Consider the following 14,685-nt stretch of genomic DNA (forward strand, 5'->3'; position numbering starts at 1 on the left):
GCCGTAGGATTGCAGACATATGGCTGCCGATCTTGTCGCAGGAATCGAAAGTGTCCGATCGGCGCAACGAACCACGAGGTAGGAGCGGACGAATGGACGACGTCTCGAGACGCGTGGAATTGGACGACACGGATCGTCGCATCCTCGCCGAGTTGACCTCGGACGGCCGGGTCTCGATGCGGGTGCTGGCCGATCGGTTGAATCTCTCTCGTGCACATACCTATACGCGCGTCGACCGACTGAAGGATTCCGGTGTCATCGAGCGATTCACCGTGCAGGTCGATCACGGGGCGTCCGGGCTAGGGACCTCCGCGTTCATCGCGTTGTCCATCCGTCAGGATTCGTGGCGCAGTGTGTCCGAGGGGTTGCGGTCGATGGAGTTCGTAGACCACTTCAGTTTGCTCGGTGGCGATTTCGACGTGCTGGTACTCATCAGGACTCCCGACAACGAGAGTTTGCGGCAAGTGGTGCTGGAGGGGCTGCAGTCGCTCGACGGCGTCCGGGCGACGCGCACGTGGTTGATCTTCGACGAGGACCGAGGTGGTCTGGGACGAACTGCGCCGCCCACCGAACGCTGACAGTGGGCGGCGTCGAACAGATCTCGAGTCAGAAGTTGCCGCGAGCGTCCTGCTCACGTTCGATGGCCTCGAACAGTGCCTTGAAGTTGCCGATGCCGAAGCCGAGCGAGCCGTGGCGTTCGATCATCTCGAAGAACACCGTCGGGCGATCGACCAGCGGCTTGGTGAAGATCTGCAGCAGATACCCGTCCTCGTCTCGGTCGACCAGAATCCCGCGCTTCTGCAACTCTTCGATCGGCACTCGGACGTTACCGATACGGGCCCGCAGTTCCGGGTCCTCGTAGTACGAATCGGGTGTGGCGAGAAATTCGACGCCCGCCGCGCGGAGGGCATCGACCGAGGACAGGATGTCGTTGGTCGCGAGCGCCAGATGCTGTGCTCCGGGGCCTCGGTAGAAGTCGAGGTACTCGTCGATCTGTGAGCGCTTCTTGGCGATGGCCGGCTCGTTCAGTGGGAACTTCACGCGGTGATTGCCGTTGGAGACGACCTTGCTCATCAGCGCCGAGTAATCGGTGGCGATATCGGCCCCGACGAACTCGGCCATGTTCGTGAAACCCATGACGCGGTGGTAGAAGTCGACCCACTCGTCCATCTTTCCGAGTTCGACATTGCCGACCACGTGATCGAGAGCCTGGAAGATGCGCTTGGGAGCGCCTTCCGGTCGCTGCAACGTCGAAGGGCGTGGCACATAGCCGGGGAGGTAGGTGCCGGTATAGCGGGAGCGGTCCACCAACGTGTGCCGGGTGTCGCCGTAGGTTGCGATGGCCGCGGTGCGGACCGTGCCGTGCTCGTCGGACATGTCGGTCGGCTCTTGCAGTACTCGCGCGCCCTGGGCCCGCGCATGTTCGATGCACCGGTCCACGTCCGGCACGGCCAGCGAGATGTCGATGACGCCGTCGCCGTGGCGCGTGTGGTGTGCCACCAGATCACTGTCGGGGTCGACGGCTCCCTTGATGACGAAACGCACTGCGCCCGACTTGAGTACGTACGCATGGTGGTCACGTTGGCCGGTTGTCGGGCCCGCATACGCAACGAGCTCCATGCCGAACGCGGACTGGAAGAAGTGCGCGGTCTGCGTCGCGTTGCCGACCACCCACACGATGGCGTCCCAGCCGCTGACCGGGAAGGGGTCGCGCTTGTCGTCGTACTCGACCAGGCCGACGAGCTGGCGCAATTGCTCGGCGTCGAGATCGGCCAGTCTTTCGTCGTCGTTGAGGATGTTGTCGAGGCTCATGAAGTCTCCCGTTGGATCCGAGTGAGGGCGAACTGTTCCGATCAGCCCAACATTGAGGTGTGGGGGTGTCAATCGACAGTCTTCCGCCTATATGTGATGTACAGATAGAGCAGTGAAAGGGGGGATTTGCTATACGATTCGTATAGCAAATGGGAGGTGCATGGTGGAATACGCTTTGGACGAGTTGGACCGAGCGCTGCTCGCGGCGCTGTATGACAATTCGAGAATCGGCGTGCTCGAGCTGTCGCGAACGCTCGGTGTCGCACGTGCGACGGTGTCGGCCCGTCTGCAGCGCCTGGAGGACAGCGGCGTCATCACCGGTTATCAGCCGAGGATCGGTTTGGCCGCAGCAGGTTACGGGGTGCAGGCGTTCGTCACGTTGGAGATCGCCCAAGGCGCACTCGGCGACGTCGTCGCAGTTCTGGAGCAGATACCCGGGGTGTTGGAAGCATTCGCAACGACCGGTGCCGGCGACGTACTGTGCCGGGTCGCGGCCGCCTCGCACGACGATCTGCAGCGAACTCTGATCGTGCTCAACCAGTCTCGTACGATTGCACGGTCCACCAGTGTGGTCGTGCTGTCGGAACTGGTCGAGTTTCGAGCGATGCCGTTGCTGAACACGGCAGAACCCGATCGAGCGCCGAAGGCCCCTGCCTACCGACCCACTCGTAAGTGAGGTTGGCGGGCAGGGTCCTTCGGCTCGCCACTTCAATTGGACGGAGCGTCGGCGAGCAGCCGCCCATCCACGATTTCGACTACTTCGTCCATGTCGGACAGATGTGCGCGGTCATGGGTGACCACAACGGTCGCGGTGCCGTTGGTGCGGGTCAAGGTAGCGATCAAATCGAGAATCGCTGCTCCTCGCTCGTGATCGAGTGCGCTTGTGGGCTCGTCGACCAGCAGTACTGCAGGGTTGCTCATCAAGGCTCGGGCGATATTGACCCGCTGTCGTTGCCCACCGGAGAGTTGATGCGGCCTCTTGTGCGCGTGCTCGCCGAGGCCGACAGCGTCGAGGAGCGTGAGTGCGGATATTTCGGCACCGCGGGGGGAATGACCACCGAGGTGGGCGATGACCTGGAGTTGCTCCACGGCGGTCAACGACGGCAAGAGATTAGGCTGTTGAAATACAGTCCCGATCTTGTTGCGTCGCAATGTCGTCAACTCTTTGCGGGTCATGTCGGCAGTGGGTGTTCCGTCGATCACGACACGACCGCTGTCAGGGGTGATCAGTGTGGCCGCCACAGCGAGCAAGCTGGACTTGCCGGAGCCGGACGGGCCGATGACGGCGGTCATCGTGCCTTTCTCGACGTGCAGATCGACGCCGTCCAACGCAGTGAGCCGGGCGTCGCCGTCGGGGTAGGTGAGAGTGATACCGGTCAGATGCAGGCTCATCGTGCGCTCCCGAGTGCAGTGAGGGGGTCAACGGACGTAATTCGATTGATGGACAGAGCCGCGCCGACAGCGCCGAGGGCGACGATGATCAGCGCGGGTAGCACCACGGTGCCGGGGTCCAGGACGAACGGCACAGTGCCGCCGACGAGTGCGCCCACTCCTGCAGCCAGACCCGTCCCGACGACGGTGCCGGCGGTCAGCAGCACGACGGCCTGACCGAGGGCATCTCGGAGCAGGTATGCGGTAGATGCTCCGAGAGCCTTGAGAACTGCGATGTCCCCACAGCGTTGGATGGTCCACACGGTGAAGAACGCCCCGATGACAAGTGCGGAAATGGCGAACAGGAACGCGCGCATCAGTTGCAGCGAACCGTTTTCCGAGCTGTAGGAGCCGACGGCGGACTTGGCGTCCGCGGTGGGCACCGTGTGTGTTCCGATCCGTTCGTCGGCCGCAGCCAGGTCGACATCGGTGTCGATACTCAATCCGACCACGGTCGCGCGCAGTGGTCCTGCGGGGGCTCCACCGGACAATGTCTGCCAGGCCCCCAAATCCATGAAGATCACCGGGGTGTGGCTGTAGGAGGCGTCGCCGTCGACAGCAGCGACCGTCAGCCGCTGTCCACCGAGCACGAAGTCCTCGCCGATTCCGACGTCCAGTTCCTCTGCGGCCGACGTGGACAGCACTGCGCTGCCGGTGCGGATCAGGTCCGATTCCGGTGCCAGAGTCGAGCCCGGCTGCACGCCGAACGCAGAGATCGAGGCGCTGCGTGAGCCGACCTCGGCTTTGGAGGTCGTGATGCCGAGCGGTTCCGCTCGCTCCACCCCATCCACTGCTGCCCACTGCTGCCAGGTGGATTCGGTGACGGTGCTGTCGGTGAACGACACCGAGTTGCGTTCCGTCGGTGCCGAGAACGTCAGATGGTCAGCCGGCAGATCGGTGACCGCCGATGTGCTTTCTCTGCCCAAGCCCGCAGTGAGTCCGGACAACAGACCGACCAACATCGTGATCAGGACGATGACGGTTCCCATCAGGGCGAACCGCCCCTTGGCGAATCGTAGGTCTCTCCAGGCGACGAACACGTTTTCTGCCTTTCTCTGCGGACGACCGAATCAGGTATCCGGCAACTGTGTTCAACTCTCGCCCCAGCCTGGGCTCGCTTGCATCGACCGGGAGAGTGCAGTTCGCGAGTCGGAAGGATCACCGTCCGCTACACCTTTTGGCCGATGTCGGTCGGGTGCGAACCGCATAACCTGGACGTCGTTATGGATCCGTCGTCGCTCACCCCTGTCATGCGCATCCTGCGCGGGTGCTTACATCTGATGCTGGCGGCACTGCTCACGCTGTCGGTAGTACGTGCGGTCCAGGAGCGCGTACCGCACCTGACTGCGGTCATCGTGCTCGCGATCGCCCTGGGCGTGGTGTACGCGGTGGGGGCTACCTGGCCGAGAGTGCGTCACTCCGGTGCAACTGCCGCGGGATGGCTACTGGCGGTCGGGATGGTGTGGACGGCATTGCTCGTGGTGAGCCCCGAAGCCGTCTACCTCGCGTTCCCGTTGTTCTTTCTTCAGCTCCATCTTCTGCCGACGACGTGGGGCCTGACGGCGGTTGTGTGGACCACCCTCACGGCGATCGCTGGATTCTGCTGGCATCGAGGAGGTTTCGAGGTCGGGGCAGTAGTCGGGCCCTCGCTCGGTGCCGCAGTCGCGATCGCGGTCGTTCTCGGCTACGAAGCGCTCTACCGCGAGAGCGAACAGCGGCGCACGCTCATCGAGGAGCTGACCGCCGCGCGCGGAGAGCTGGCAGCAGCGGAGCACGAAGCCGGGGTTCTCGCCGAACGTGAACGGCTGGCCCGTGAAATCCACGACACCCTGGCTCAGGGGCTGTCGAGTATCCACTTGCTGCTCCGCGCGGCCGAACGTCTACTCCCCGAACGGCCGGACGAGGCGAACAGGCATGTTGTACACGCCCGAGAAACGGCGTCGAGCAACCTCGAGGAGGCTCGACGCTTCGTTCGTGCGCTGACCCCGCCGGATCTCGAGAACGGCTCGCTGCCTTCGGCGTTGGAACGATTGTGTGCTGGCACGTCTGCAGCTGCAGGGCTACCGGTCGACTGGCAGCTGTCCGGTCTACCGATACCCCTCCACACAGCACACGAGGTCGCGCTGCTGCGCATCGCTCAGTCCGCTCTGGCGAACGCCACGCAGCACGCCGACGCGACCCGGGTGACAGTAACTCTGAGCTTCATGGACACCGAGGTGGCGCTCGATGTCGTCGACGACGGTGTCGGCTTCGATCCCGACACCATCAGCGCTGGGGATCGCGGATTCGGACTACCGGGGATGAGGTCACGTGCTCGCTCGCTGCAGGGCACCCTGGTGGTGGAGTCGAGACCGGGCCAGGGCACTGCCGTCGCCGTCACTGTGCCGTTGGAGGTGCGAACATGATCCGTCTACTGATGGCCGACGACCATCCGATAGTGCGCGCAGGGTTGCGTGCGGTACTCGAGACCGAGTCGGACTTCGTGATCATCGCCGAGGCGACGACGGCCGAGCAGGCGATCGAACTCTCCGCCGAACTCGAGATCGACGTGGTTCTGATGGACCTGCAGTTCGGGCCCGGTATGCACGGCGTCGACGCTATTGCCGCCATTGCCGCCTCTCCCGGCGCACCGCACGTACTGGTACTGACGACCTACGACACCGACGCCGACATCCTCGCCGCTATCGAAGCCGGCGCGGTGGGCTACTTGCTCAAAGACGCACCGCCTGATGATCTTTGTGCAGCTGTGCGCACTGCAGCAGCGGGAGGGTCGGCGCTCGCGCCCGCGGTCGCATCTCGACTGATGGACCGGATGCGGACACCCGGCAGCACATTGACATTGCGTGAGATCGAAGTACTGCAATTGGTGGCAGACGGCCACTCGAACGTGCAGGTCAGTCAAAGGCTGTTCCTGAGCCAGGCGACCGTCAAGTCCCATCTGGCCCATATCTACACGAAGCTGGGCGTGGATTCACGAACCTCTGCCGTGGCAGCTGCAGCGTCCAAGGGGTTGATCCGGCATGGGCAACATTGAGTTCGGCTCGTCCTCGCCGACCGAAGGGGTGATCGAGATGTCCCCGCGCCGCAACTTGCTGCCGTTCGTGCGCTGGGTGCCGTTGGCGTTGGTGCCGTTGCTGCTGCTGGCCAGCAACTTTCCTGACCAGTACCAGGTGCCGCTCTGGTACTGGTCAGCGGCGCTGGCCGCTGCGGTCGTCTTTCTGTTGGGCGGCCGGTGGCCGCTACCGGTCTCGCTCGCGCTGTCAGCGCTGGCGGTGCCGATGTTTCTCGCTCACGCGTGGGGATTGTCGGAGCTGGTTCCCTATCTCGGCGCGGCCGGTCTGGCCGAGGTGGCGATGCGTTCGACACGATCCGCGCCGGTGGTCGTGGCCAGCGTGTGGTGGACGGTCGCGGTTCTGTGGGGGATTGCCGCCGGTGAGTCCTCGACCTTCTGGCGTCCTGCCACTGCGGTCGAAACTCTTGCCGTTGTCGGCTTGCCGTTGTTGTTCGGGCTGTATTTGCGGGCTCAGCGCCGCTTGGCCGCCACGTATCGGGCGCGAGCCGCCGACGCCGACATGCGAAGGCTGGAGGATTCGGCGCGGGCCCGCCTGGCCGAGCGCGCCGCGTTGGCCCGGGAGTTGCACGATCTGGTGGCCCATCACATGGCATCGATCGTGTTGCGGATCGGTGTCGCACAGCATGTCGTGGCCGAGGCCGACCCGCGCGTTCGAAGTGTGCTCGACGACGTCCACGCCACCGCGTCGGGTGCGCTGGACGACATCCGCAGACTTCTCGTAGCGCTTCGGGATCCCTCGCCCGGAGAGGTCGCGTCGGTGGAGGCCGATGCTGTATCCACCGAGATCGCTGCAGCAATCGAGCGCACCCGCGCCACGGGGATCACCGTCGACGCCGAGGTGGATACAGACCTCGGCGAGCTGGACACGATCGGAAGGCTCACCCTGCTCCGGGTCGTCCAGGAGTCGTTGACCAATGTCATGAAGCACGCGGATCCTGATCAACCCGTGACTGTCTCGGTCGTCCGCGAGCACGACGGCGTGATCGCGTCCGTAGTCAGCCGTCTCGACGACCCTGCCGGGGCCGTCGACCCTGCCGGGCACGGATTGACCGGCATGGCAGAGCGTGTCGCGCTCGCCGGGGGCACGCTCGCGGTCGGCGCCGAGGACGGGAGCTGGTCCGTCCGTGCCGGACTCACCTTCTCCGATTCGGAGCGTGGACGATGATCCGCCTACTCATCGTCGACGACCAACGCCTGGTCCGGGCCGGGCTGCGGATGCTCTGTGAGTCGACCGAGGATATCGATGTCGTCGGCGAAGGTGCCAACGGTGCGGAGGCGATTCGTCTGACCGCCGAAATGTCACCGGATGTCATCCTGATGGATCTGAGGATGCCGGGCCTCGACGGAATCGAGGCCACCAGACATATCCTGGGTTCCGGCTCGGCACCGAAGGTGCTGGTGCTCACCACCTTCGACGATGACGATCACCTCTACCCGGCTCTTGCGGCCGGCGCAGCAGGATTTCTCGTCAAGGACACCGAACCGGCCGAACTGTTGGACGCCATCCGTCGCGTCGCCGACGGCGAACTCCCGTTCTCCCCATATCTGTTGCGAAGGCTCGTGAACCGGGCAGTCGAGGAGGGGCGTGCTGTCGAGCGCACCGAGAACGTCGAGCTGAGCCCGCGGGAGATCGAGGTTCTCAGGCTTGTCAGTGAGGGCTTGGGAAATCAGGAGATCGCGGACTGTCTGCATCTGGGGGTCTCGACGGTCAAGACACACGTGGCGAATCTGATGGCAAAGACTGAGTGCAACAACAGAGTTCGGCTGGCGGTGTGGGCCTACCGGCGCAGTTGACATCGACAGTGCACGATCGGTCGACGGCGCTCAATGGCCGCCGTGCTGCATGGGTGTGTCTGCAGGCATCTGCATCGGGGTTGCAGTCTGGTTCGGTCCGAGGACCAGGAATTGGCCCATCATGCCCTGATCCTCGTGCCTCATCAGATGGCAGTGGAACATGTACGAAAACGTCGGGTCCGTGTACTCGGTGAACCGCAGTATCAACCGGATCGTGGTGCCGGGAGGAACGTAGACAGTGTCCTTCCACCCCGCCAGCGCAGGCAGAGGCTTCGCACCGTTGATGTCGAGGAGCTGAAACTGGACATCGTGCACGTGGAAGTTGTGCGGCCAGTTGTCCGCGTTGTGGATCGTCCACACCTCGGTGGTGTCGACGGCCGAGGTGAAATCGACGCGATTCATGTCCATCTGCTCGCCGTTGATCATGAACCACTGCAGTTCGAATCTACGCTCGGCGACCGCGGTGGCCGGTTCGAGGCGGGGGATGTCGGCGAGCACAGCCGGCAACGCCCGGGATCGTTCGGGGTTGGGGACCGGTCGGAGCTCGAGCACGTCGAAGGAATCGGTCAGTCCGTAGTCGGATGCGATGTCGCGGTCGATTTCTGGCTGGTCGTCGAACGGGAACGCGCGCAGCATCATCGGAGAACTACCGCCCGCCGCCACGACGATCTCGACTCGTTCTCCGGGGCTGAGTGTGATGCGGCTCAGCGGGAGCGGCTCGCTGAGCAGTCCACCGTCGCTGGCCACCATCGTGAAATCGCGGTCGTCGGCGAATCCGAGGTTGTACATTCGCCCTCCGGAACCGTTGAGGATTCGCAGTCGCACCAGTTCGGTGCTCACCTGCACGTGCGCGCCGGCGATTCCATTCGTGATGATCGTGTCGCCGAGGAGGCCAGCATCGGTCGGGTCGGACTCGTCGAGAGCACCGTCTGCAGTGAACCGGCGATCCTGGATGATCAATGGGAAGTCATCCACACCATAAGTTTTCGGCAGATCGAGAGAGTCGGCGTCCTCGTCGTCGACCAGGAAGATACCGGCCAGTCCCCGGTACGCATGTTTCTCGGTGGCACCGTGCGGGTGTGGGTGGTACCACAGCGTCGCCGCCGGCTGGTTCACAGTCCACGTCGGCTCCCAGCGTCCACCCGGTGTGATCGTCTGGTGGGGTCCGCCGTCGTATCGCGCCGGGACGTGCACACCGTGCCAGTGCACGGTGGTGTCCTCCGGCAGGGCGTTGTCGATGGTGAACGCGACGGTTTCGCCGCGCCGGGTCCGGATGGTCGGCCCCAGGATCGAACCGTCGAAACCCCATGTCGGGGTCTGCACACCCGGCAACATCTCGGTGCTGCCGGCCTGTGCGGTGAGCGTGAAGTGGCGGGCACCGGCGGCGTCGACGGTGGAGTCCGCCAGGGGCGGCACCGGTAGTGGCCGGCGGCCGCCATCGGACGTCGCGGCTTCTACACCGGACGGAGCGGACCCCGGAGTAGACCTACTCGCAGCGCATCCCGCCGACAGCGCGATCGGCGCAGACACCAACCCCACCAACAAGGTCCGTCGGCTCAACGTGTTTCGGACCATGACGTTCACTGCACTCCCGGGTTTCTTGCGGTGTTCGATTACCTCGCGACACAAGCAAGTTTCCGGGGTTCGGCAGTCGCGGGCATCCGCCCGAGGGCCACGGCTGGTGGAGAAGAAATCCACCGCGGGGGCCTACCGCTACTTCAGAATCTGTGGTAATTCCCTCGACTCCTGTCAGGCAGACACGATCCGACCTCGAACATCACCGAATCCGATACGGGCACCGTTCTCCCCTGGAGCACTCGCAGCGATGACGACCTCGTCGCCGTCTTCGAGGAAGGTGCGAGTCTCCGCGCCGAGTGACACCGGTTCTTTTCCGCCCCAGGTCAGTTCGATGAATGCGCCGCGTTGATTCTTCTCCGGTCCCGAGATGGTGCCCGACGCGAACAGGTCACCGGTTCGGCTGCGTGCGCCGTTGACGGTCTCGTGCGCGAGCATCTGAGCCGGCGACCAGTACATCGCACTGTACGGCGGACGGGATACGACCTGACCGTTCCACGAGACCGTCAGGTCGATATCGAGAGCCCAGGAACGGAATTCGCGGAGGTACTCGAGCGGCTCCGGGTCCTGCACCGGCGTCGAGGTTCGCGCGTGCTCCAATGCGAGCAAGGGCACCACCCAGGGCGAGATGGACGTCGCGAAACTCTTTCCGAGGTTGGGCCCGAGTGGCACGTACTCCCAGGCCTGAATGTCGCGAGCCGACCAGTCGTTGACGATGACTGCACCGAACACGTGCTCGGAGAACCGATCCGGCGAGATGGGACCGTCGGACGGTACGCCGACGACGAAGCCCATCTCGGCTTCGATGTCCAGTCGCCGACTCGGCCCGAAGGTGGGCGACGCCTCGTCGGGTGCCTTGCGTTGTCCGGAAGGCCTCTTGATGTCGGTGCCGGAGACGACAACCGTGCCTGCCCGACCGTGATACGCGACGGGTAGGTGCTTCCAATTCGGTAGCAGCGGTTCGGCATCGGGCCGGAAGAGCCGGCCGAGATTGGACGCGTGATGCTCGGAGGCGTAGAAGTCGACGTAGTCGGCCACCTCGAAGGGGAGATGCATCGTGACATCGGAAACGGGCACGATTGCTTCCGCGGGGGTCGTACCGCTGACGATCATGTCGGTGACGGCTTTGCGGACCTCGACCCACCGATTGCGTCCGCGAGCCATGAACGCATTCAGGCTCGTCGACGCGAAGTCTGCGTCACCCAGGGCTGCATGCAGGTCGATCACGTTGTTGCCGTAGCGGACTCCGACGCGGGCCTTCGTGCCCGGAGTGCTGACAATGCCGTAGGGGAGGTTGTCGATTCCGAACTCGGAATCGGCGGGGATGTCGATGTGCGTCATGAGCGGCGCTCCTGATGTACGGGGATGGGGTTCACTGAGGTGGGACGAGTCCGAGGCGGACGAGATCGTCCAGGGGTTCACGGATGCTGCAGGTGCCGAAGGAGGCGAATGCACGCTGTCCCTCGATCCCGGCGACGAGCCCGGCGAGGACGTCTGCGTCTCGAATCGCCAGTATCTTCTCGAGCTCACCGACGCGAGCGCCGCTGTGTGCGGCCTGCGCGGCGAGGAGCACGTTGAGGAAACCGTGCTGCTCGAATCCGTTGTGGGGATCGGTGTTACGGGCGGCATGGTGCAGACCTGCGGTGGCCTTGAAGTGGACCTCGCGCTGGGCCGCCCGGTAGATGGACGCGGCGAGTTCGTGTTCGTCCGGATATTTGTCGGCCGTGACGCCGCCGGTCCTGAATTTGGCGCGGTACCCGAACTCGTCGACGGCGTCGAAGATGTCGTCTTTTCGGGAGTCTCGGGGAATTTCGACATAGATGTCGATGTCTTGAGTGATGCCGCGCAGCACATCGATGTCGGTGCCGTGGGGCATGGCCACTTCGATGGACACGACCGTCACGCCGGCCGTGCGGTCGGCGTCCCGCAGGCCTGCCTCCACGCTGCCCGGGCCGGCAGGTGCGGTCAACGCCACCTCCATCCGAGCACCCAGGTCCAGCTCGTTCACCCGGTCCATCGGCACGACCAACGGGCCGACGAGGTCTGCGAAAGAACTGGCCCGGTATTCGAGGTGTTGTGCCACAGCAACATCGACAGGCGCGTTGCCGGGAGGGAAGACTGCGGCGTCGTCGCACAGGCGATGGAAGAACTTCGGGATCATCGGTTCGGTCCCCGGCCGGCCCAGGTCCAGGCGTACCCGGTGTCCTCGCATGCGAGAGCGCCTTCGCCGAGTTCGAGGGGGCGGAACGTGTCGACCATGACGGCCAGCTCGTCGAAGAACTCGGCACCGATGCTGCGTTCGTAGGCACCGGGTTGCGGTCCGTGAGCGTGACCGCCCGGATGTACCGAGATCGAACCCTGGCCGATTCCGGATCCCTTGCGGGCCTCGTAGTCGCCGCCGACGTAGAACATGATCTCGTCGGAGTCGACGTTGGAGTGGTAGTACGGCACCGGAATTGCCAACGGGTGGTAATCGACCTTGCGTGGAACGAAATTGCAGATCACGAAATTGGCCCCCTCGAATGCCTGATGCGCAGGCGGTGGTTGATGCACCCGGCCGGTGATCGGTTCGTAGTCCGAGATGTTGAACGTGTACGGATACAGGCAACCGTCCCACCCCACCACGTCGAACGGGTGGTTGGGGTAGACGTATCGGGTTCCGACGATGCCCGTCGAACCACGGTGTTTGACAAGCACTTCGACGTCGCTGCCGTCGGCCAGTAGGGGCTCGGTGGGGCCGCGGAGGTCACGTTCGCAGTAGGGAGCGTTCTCGAGCAGCTGGCCGTACTTGGACAGAAAGCGCTTGGGCGGTGCAATGTGACTGTTGGCCTCGATGGCGTAGGCGCGCAGGGTGCCGTCGGGAATCCAGCGGTGCGTCGTGGCACGCGGAATGAGCACGTAGTCGCCCTGCCGCGCCTCGAGGGTTCCGAACACGGTTTCTACGGTGGCTGAACCGGATTCGATGTAGACCATCTCGTCGCCGATCGAATTGCGATACAGCGGTGAGGTTTTCGATGCGACGACGTAGGAGAGTCGGACATCGGCGTTGCCGAGGACGAGCCGGCGACCGGTGACGACGTCGGTGTCGGCGACGACGGAGTCCGGAAAGAGCTCGTGCAACTTCAAGTGCCGCGGCATCAGTGGGTGATTCGGGGTCGTTGTCTGGTCGGGCAGATCCCAGACCGTGGCGTCGACGATGGCCGACGGAATGTGGCGGTGATAGAGCAGAGACGAGTCCGAAGAGAAGCCCTCCTCGCCCATCAGCTCCTCGAAGTAGAGGTTGCCGTCGGGAGTTCGGTGCTGGGTGTGCCGCTTCGGCGGTACCGATCCGAGCTGCCGGTAGTAGGCCACGTCATCGCTCCTGTGTTGTCTTCACCGCTTGTAGTAAACACATTAACTATTTTTACGTGATCTACGCAACCCTCAGTTGCGTCCCCGGACGTCGAATTGGCTGCGGTGGGTGATGAGTTTGGTCAACAGCATCACCAGGATCCGCTGCTCGGGTTCGGTGAGCGCGCTGGCCCACGCGTTCTCTCGTTCGTTCTGTTCGGCAAACGCCTCGACCATCTCGTCGTGCCCCCGGGCGGTGAGGGCGAGGCGCACCGAACGCCCGTCCTTCTCGTCGGGAGTGCTGGCGAGCAGTCCGCCGGCGATGAGGGTCTTGGACAGGTTGGATACGGCCGCGCGGCTCATACCCGTGAGCTCGGCCGCCCGCTTGGGCTCGATCGGGCCCGACAACCACGTGACGAACATCAGCCGAAACGACGACCACGACCAGCCTCGCGGGCGATGGACCGTCGCTTCGAGGTCGTAGGTGACGATGTTCGACGCTCGGTTGAGGGTCAGCAGCACCTCGGTCGCCAGCTGATGCTCGAACCCGTAGTCCCGGGCCAGCGTGGTGTTGGCGGTCTCGATGAACGACCAGAAGTCGGGCTCGGGTGAATCGGTCACCGATTCACTGTAGCCATGAACTCATCTGATCAACACCTTTATTACTTCGGCAGGCGCGATTCGTGTCCCATCCCGGAGGGGTCATGATGGACCCATGAGCTCGAAGAACCTGTTCGGTGGTCCACGGACCCTGCTGATCGTGGCAGCGGTGGTGATCGTGATCGCACTCGTCGCTGCGGCAGCGACGCTGATCGTCCGTGCCGTCCTCGGACCGCCCGAGGGCGAGAACAAGTTCGAGATTCAGGGCTACTCCGTCGTGCAGGTAGATCCCCAGGTCAACGACCTCGCGCTCGCCACACGCTAGCCGACTCCGCACCGACCCGCGGGTCGTGGGTCTGCTGGAAATTGCGGCCACCGCGCGCGAAGGTCTGCAGTGTCGCCGCGGGAACCTCGCGCTCGGGAACGGGTTCGTTCGTCCACTCGCAGTCCCGCACGAACATCATGTTCGACGCCACCGCGTCGGCGCTGCGATCTTCACGCATAGGGCCGGAGACGCGGCCGAGAAAGTACTCCCCACGCTCGGTTCGCGTCCAGATCCACGATCCGTCGGGTACCTGCTCGAAGCGTTCGACGCGTCGTAGTGAGCGTTCGTCGTCGGCCGACATTCCGCAGAGGCCGTAGGTGAGGGCACGCTCGACGCCGCCCGGCATGGGTGCGCGATAGACGGCGTCCGGCATGCAGCCGAGCCTAGGCCCCGAGGGGTTTACATACCATTTGGTCTGTTGCACGATGATCTCGGGACGCTGGGTGTAGCGGTAGCGACCTCGCGGACGTGGTGGACCGCATCATCGATACGGTGCGTCGACGCCTCACGGCACCGACGTGAGTGTCCACAATTCGCTCCCACAAACGGGAAACGGGCTGTTGCGAATTGAGCGCTTGTTGATGTTGCTGCGTGTTGAGTGGTAGCCGGAGTGGTCGGCTGGGAGAATGTGCTGGTGGCCAAAGGGTATCGCCCGGTGGATCGGGATCAGCAGTTCTTGTTGCCGGTGGATATGCGTGAGTGGTTACCGGTGTCGGATCCGGTGTTCACCGTGATCGATGTGGTC

16 protein-coding genes are annotated in these 14,685 nt (G+C 64.0%); 7 read left to right on the top strand and 9 right to left on the bottom strand.

Annotated elements, in window-relative coordinates:
- Window positions 1-92: 92 nt before the first annotated feature.
- On the top strand, window positions 93-578 hold the full coding sequence (locus CH271_RS14905) for an Lrp/AsnC family transcriptional regulator (protein WP_037187587.1): 486 nt from the start codon (window positions 93-95) through the stop codon (window positions 576-578).
- 28 nt (window positions 579-606) lie between these two features.
- Here CH271_RS14905 and hppD read toward each other — a convergent pair whose 3' ends face one another.
- Window positions 607-1,812: a 4-hydroxyphenylpyruvate dioxygenase gene (hppD, locus tag CH271_RS14910; protein WP_094634100.1), complete on the bottom strand. Its 1,206-nt coding sequence runs from the start codon at window positions 1,810-1,812 to the stop codon at window positions 607-609.
- A 160-nt stretch (window positions 1,813-1,972) separates the two neighbouring features.
- Here hppD and CH271_RS14915 point away from each other — a divergent pair, with 160 nt between their 5' ends.
- Window positions 1,973-2,488, top strand: coding sequence for an Lrp/AsnC family transcriptional regulator (locus CH271_RS14915; protein WP_094634101.1), 516 nt, complete (start codon window positions 1,973-1,975; stop codon window positions 2,486-2,488).
- A 32-nt stretch (window positions 2,489-2,520) separates the two neighbouring features.
- Here the strand turns inward: CH271_RS14915 and CH271_RS14920 are convergent, their stop codons facing one another.
- Window positions 2,521-3,204 carry an ABC transporter ATP-binding protein gene (locus tag CH271_RS14920; RefSeq protein ID WP_037187594.1) on the bottom strand — a complete coding sequence of 228 codons (684 nt, stop codon included), beginning with the start codon at window positions 3,202-3,204 and terminating at the stop codon, window positions 2,521-2,523.
- Complete coding sequence (locus CH271_RS14925) at window positions 3,201-4,283, bottom strand: ABC transporter permease (protein ID WP_094634102.1); 1,083 nt, start codon at window positions 4,281-4,283, stop codon at window positions 3,201-3,203. The genes CH271_RS14920 and CH271_RS14925 overlap by 4 nt, the downstream gene beginning before the upstream one ends.
- 183 nt (window positions 4,284-4,466) lie before the next feature.
- Between CH271_RS14925 and CH271_RS14930 the strand changes: the two genes are divergently transcribed.
- The 4 genes from CH271_RS14930 to CH271_RS14945 are packed head-to-tail and all read left to right on the top strand — an operon-like array spanning window position 4,467 to window position 8,110.
- Entirely contained in the window at window positions 4,467-5,648 is a 1,182-nt protein-coding gene (locus tag CH271_RS14930; protein WP_170945871.1) for a sensor histidine kinase, read from the top strand.
- Window positions 5,645-6,277: a response regulator gene (locus CH271_RS14935; protein ID WP_037187600.1), complete on the top strand. Its 633-nt coding sequence runs from the start codon at window positions 5,645-5,647 to the stop codon at window positions 6,275-6,277. Before CH271_RS14930 ends, CH271_RS14935 begins: the two co-directional genes overlap by 4 nt.
- Complete coding sequence (locus CH271_RS14940) at window positions 6,264-7,481, top strand: sensor histidine kinase (protein ID WP_256986420.1); 1,218 nt, start codon at window positions 6,264-6,266, stop codon at window positions 7,479-7,481. The genes CH271_RS14935 and CH271_RS14940 overlap by 14 nt, the downstream gene beginning before the upstream one ends.
- The gene (locus CH271_RS14945) at window positions 7,478-8,110 is read left to right on the top strand and encodes a response regulator (RefSeq protein ID WP_094634103.1); all 633 of its coding nucleotides are present in this window, start codon (window positions 7,478-7,480) and stop codon (window positions 8,108-8,110) included. The genes CH271_RS14940 and CH271_RS14945 overlap by 4 nt, the downstream gene beginning before the upstream one ends.
- A gap of 30 nt (window positions 8,111-8,140) precedes the next feature.
- On the opposite strand, the gene CH271_RS14950 is transcribed toward CH271_RS14945, so the two are convergent.
- The 5 genes from CH271_RS14950 to CH271_RS14970 all read right to left on the bottom strand — a co-directional run bounded on the left by CH271_RS14950 (window position 8,141) and on the right by CH271_RS14970 (window position 13,636).
- Entirely contained in the window at window positions 8,141-9,685 is a 1,545-nt protein-coding gene (locus CH271_RS14950; protein WP_094634123.1) for a multicopper oxidase family protein, read from the bottom strand.
- Window positions 9,686-9,859: 174 nt separating this feature from the next.
- Window positions 9,860-11,026 carry a fumarylacetoacetase gene (gene fahA, locus CH271_RS14955; RefSeq protein WP_094634104.1) on the bottom strand — a complete coding sequence of 389 codons (1,167 nt, stop codon included), beginning with the start codon at window positions 11,024-11,026 and terminating at the stop codon, window positions 9,860-9,862.
- Window positions 11,027-11,057: 31 nt separating this feature from the next.
- Window positions 11,058-11,846: a hypothetical protein gene (locus tag CH271_RS14960; protein WP_094634124.1), complete on the bottom strand. Its 789-nt coding sequence runs from the start codon at window positions 11,844-11,846 to the stop codon at window positions 11,058-11,060.
- A complete protein-coding gene (locus tag CH271_RS14965; protein ID WP_094634105.1) occupies window positions 11,843-13,036 on the bottom strand; it encodes a homogentisate 1,2-dioxygenase in 1,194 nt (397 codons plus the stop codon). Before CH271_RS14965 ends, CH271_RS14960 begins: the two co-directional genes overlap by 4 nt.
- 72 nt (window positions 13,037-13,108) lie before the next feature.
- On the bottom strand, window positions 13,109-13,636 hold the full coding sequence (locus tag CH271_RS14970) for a MarR family winged helix-turn-helix transcriptional regulator (protein ID WP_094634106.1): 528 nt from the start codon (window positions 13,634-13,636) through the stop codon (window positions 13,109-13,111).
- Window positions 13,637-13,730: 94 nt separating this feature from the next.
- On the opposite strand from CH271_RS14970, the gene CH271_RS14975 reads away from it, so the two are divergent.
- Complete coding sequence (locus CH271_RS14975; protein ID WP_094634107.1) at window positions 13,731-13,940, top strand: hypothetical protein; 210 nt, start codon at window positions 13,731-13,733, stop codon at window positions 13,938-13,940.
- On the opposite strand, the gene CH271_RS14980 is transcribed toward CH271_RS14975, so the two are convergent.
- Complete coding sequence (locus tag CH271_RS14980; RefSeq protein WP_094634108.1) at window positions 13,912-14,313, bottom strand: hypothetical protein; 402 nt, start codon at window positions 14,311-14,313, stop codon at window positions 13,912-13,914. The two genes, CH271_RS14975 and CH271_RS14980, sit on opposite strands and share 29 nt — an antisense overlap.
- Window positions 14,314-14,685 lie beyond the last annotated feature (372 nt).

Source organism: Rhodococcus sp. 05-340-2 (assembly GCF_002258915.1).
GTDB lineage: Bacteria > Actinomycetota > Actinomycetes > Mycobacteriales > Mycobacteriaceae > Rhodococcoides.

Excerpts from the sequence above, each read along its gene's own strand:
- CH271_RS14905 (WP_037187587.1), top strand. The coding sequence starts at position 93 with ATGGACGACGTCTCGAGACGCGTGGAATTGGACGACACGGATCGTCGC.
- hppD (WP_094634100.1), bottom strand. The coding sequence starts at position 1,812 with ATGAGCCTCGACAACATCCTCAACGACGACGAAAGACTGGCCGATCTC.
- CH271_RS14915 (WP_094634101.1), top strand. The coding sequence starts at position 1,973 with ATGGTGGAATACGCTTTGGACGAGTTGGACCGAGCGCTGCTCGCGGCG.
- CH271_RS14920 (WP_037187594.1), bottom strand. The coding sequence starts at position 3,204 with ATGAGCCTGCATCTGACCGGTATCACTCTCACCTACCCCGACGGCGAC.
- CH271_RS14930 (WP_170945871.1), top strand. The coding sequence starts at position 4,467 with ATGGATCCGTCGTCGCTCACCCCTGTCATGCGCATCCTGCGCGGGTGC.
- CH271_RS14935 (WP_037187600.1), top strand. The coding sequence starts at position 5,645 with ATGATCCGTCTACTGATGGCCGACGACCATCCGATAGTGCGCGCAGGG.
- CH271_RS14940 (WP_256986420.1), top strand. The coding sequence starts at position 6,264 with ATGGGCAACATTGAGTTCGGCTCGTCCTCGCCGACCGAAGGGGTGATC.
- CH271_RS14945 (WP_094634103.1), top strand. The coding sequence starts at position 7,478 with ATGATCCGCCTACTCATCGTCGACGACCAACGCCTGGTCCGGGCCGGG.
- CH271_RS14950 (WP_094634123.1), bottom strand. The coding sequence starts at position 9,685 with ATGGTCCGAAACACGTTGAGCCGACGGACCTTGTTGGTGGGGTTGGTG.
- fahA (WP_094634104.1), bottom strand. The coding sequence starts at position 11,026 with ATGACGCACATCGACATCCCCGCCGATTCCGAGTTCGGAATCGACAAC.
- CH271_RS14960 (WP_094634124.1), bottom strand. The coding sequence starts at position 11,846 with ATGATCCCGAAGTTCTTCCATCGCCTGTGCGACGACGCCGCAGTCTTC.
- CH271_RS14975 (WP_094634107.1), top strand. The coding sequence starts at position 13,731 with ATGAGCTCGAAGAACCTGTTCGGTGGTCCACGGACCCTGCTGATCGTG.
- CH271_RS14980 (WP_094634108.1), bottom strand. The coding sequence starts at position 14,313 with ATGCCGGACGCCGTCTATCGCGCACCCATGCCGGGCGGCGTCGAGCGT.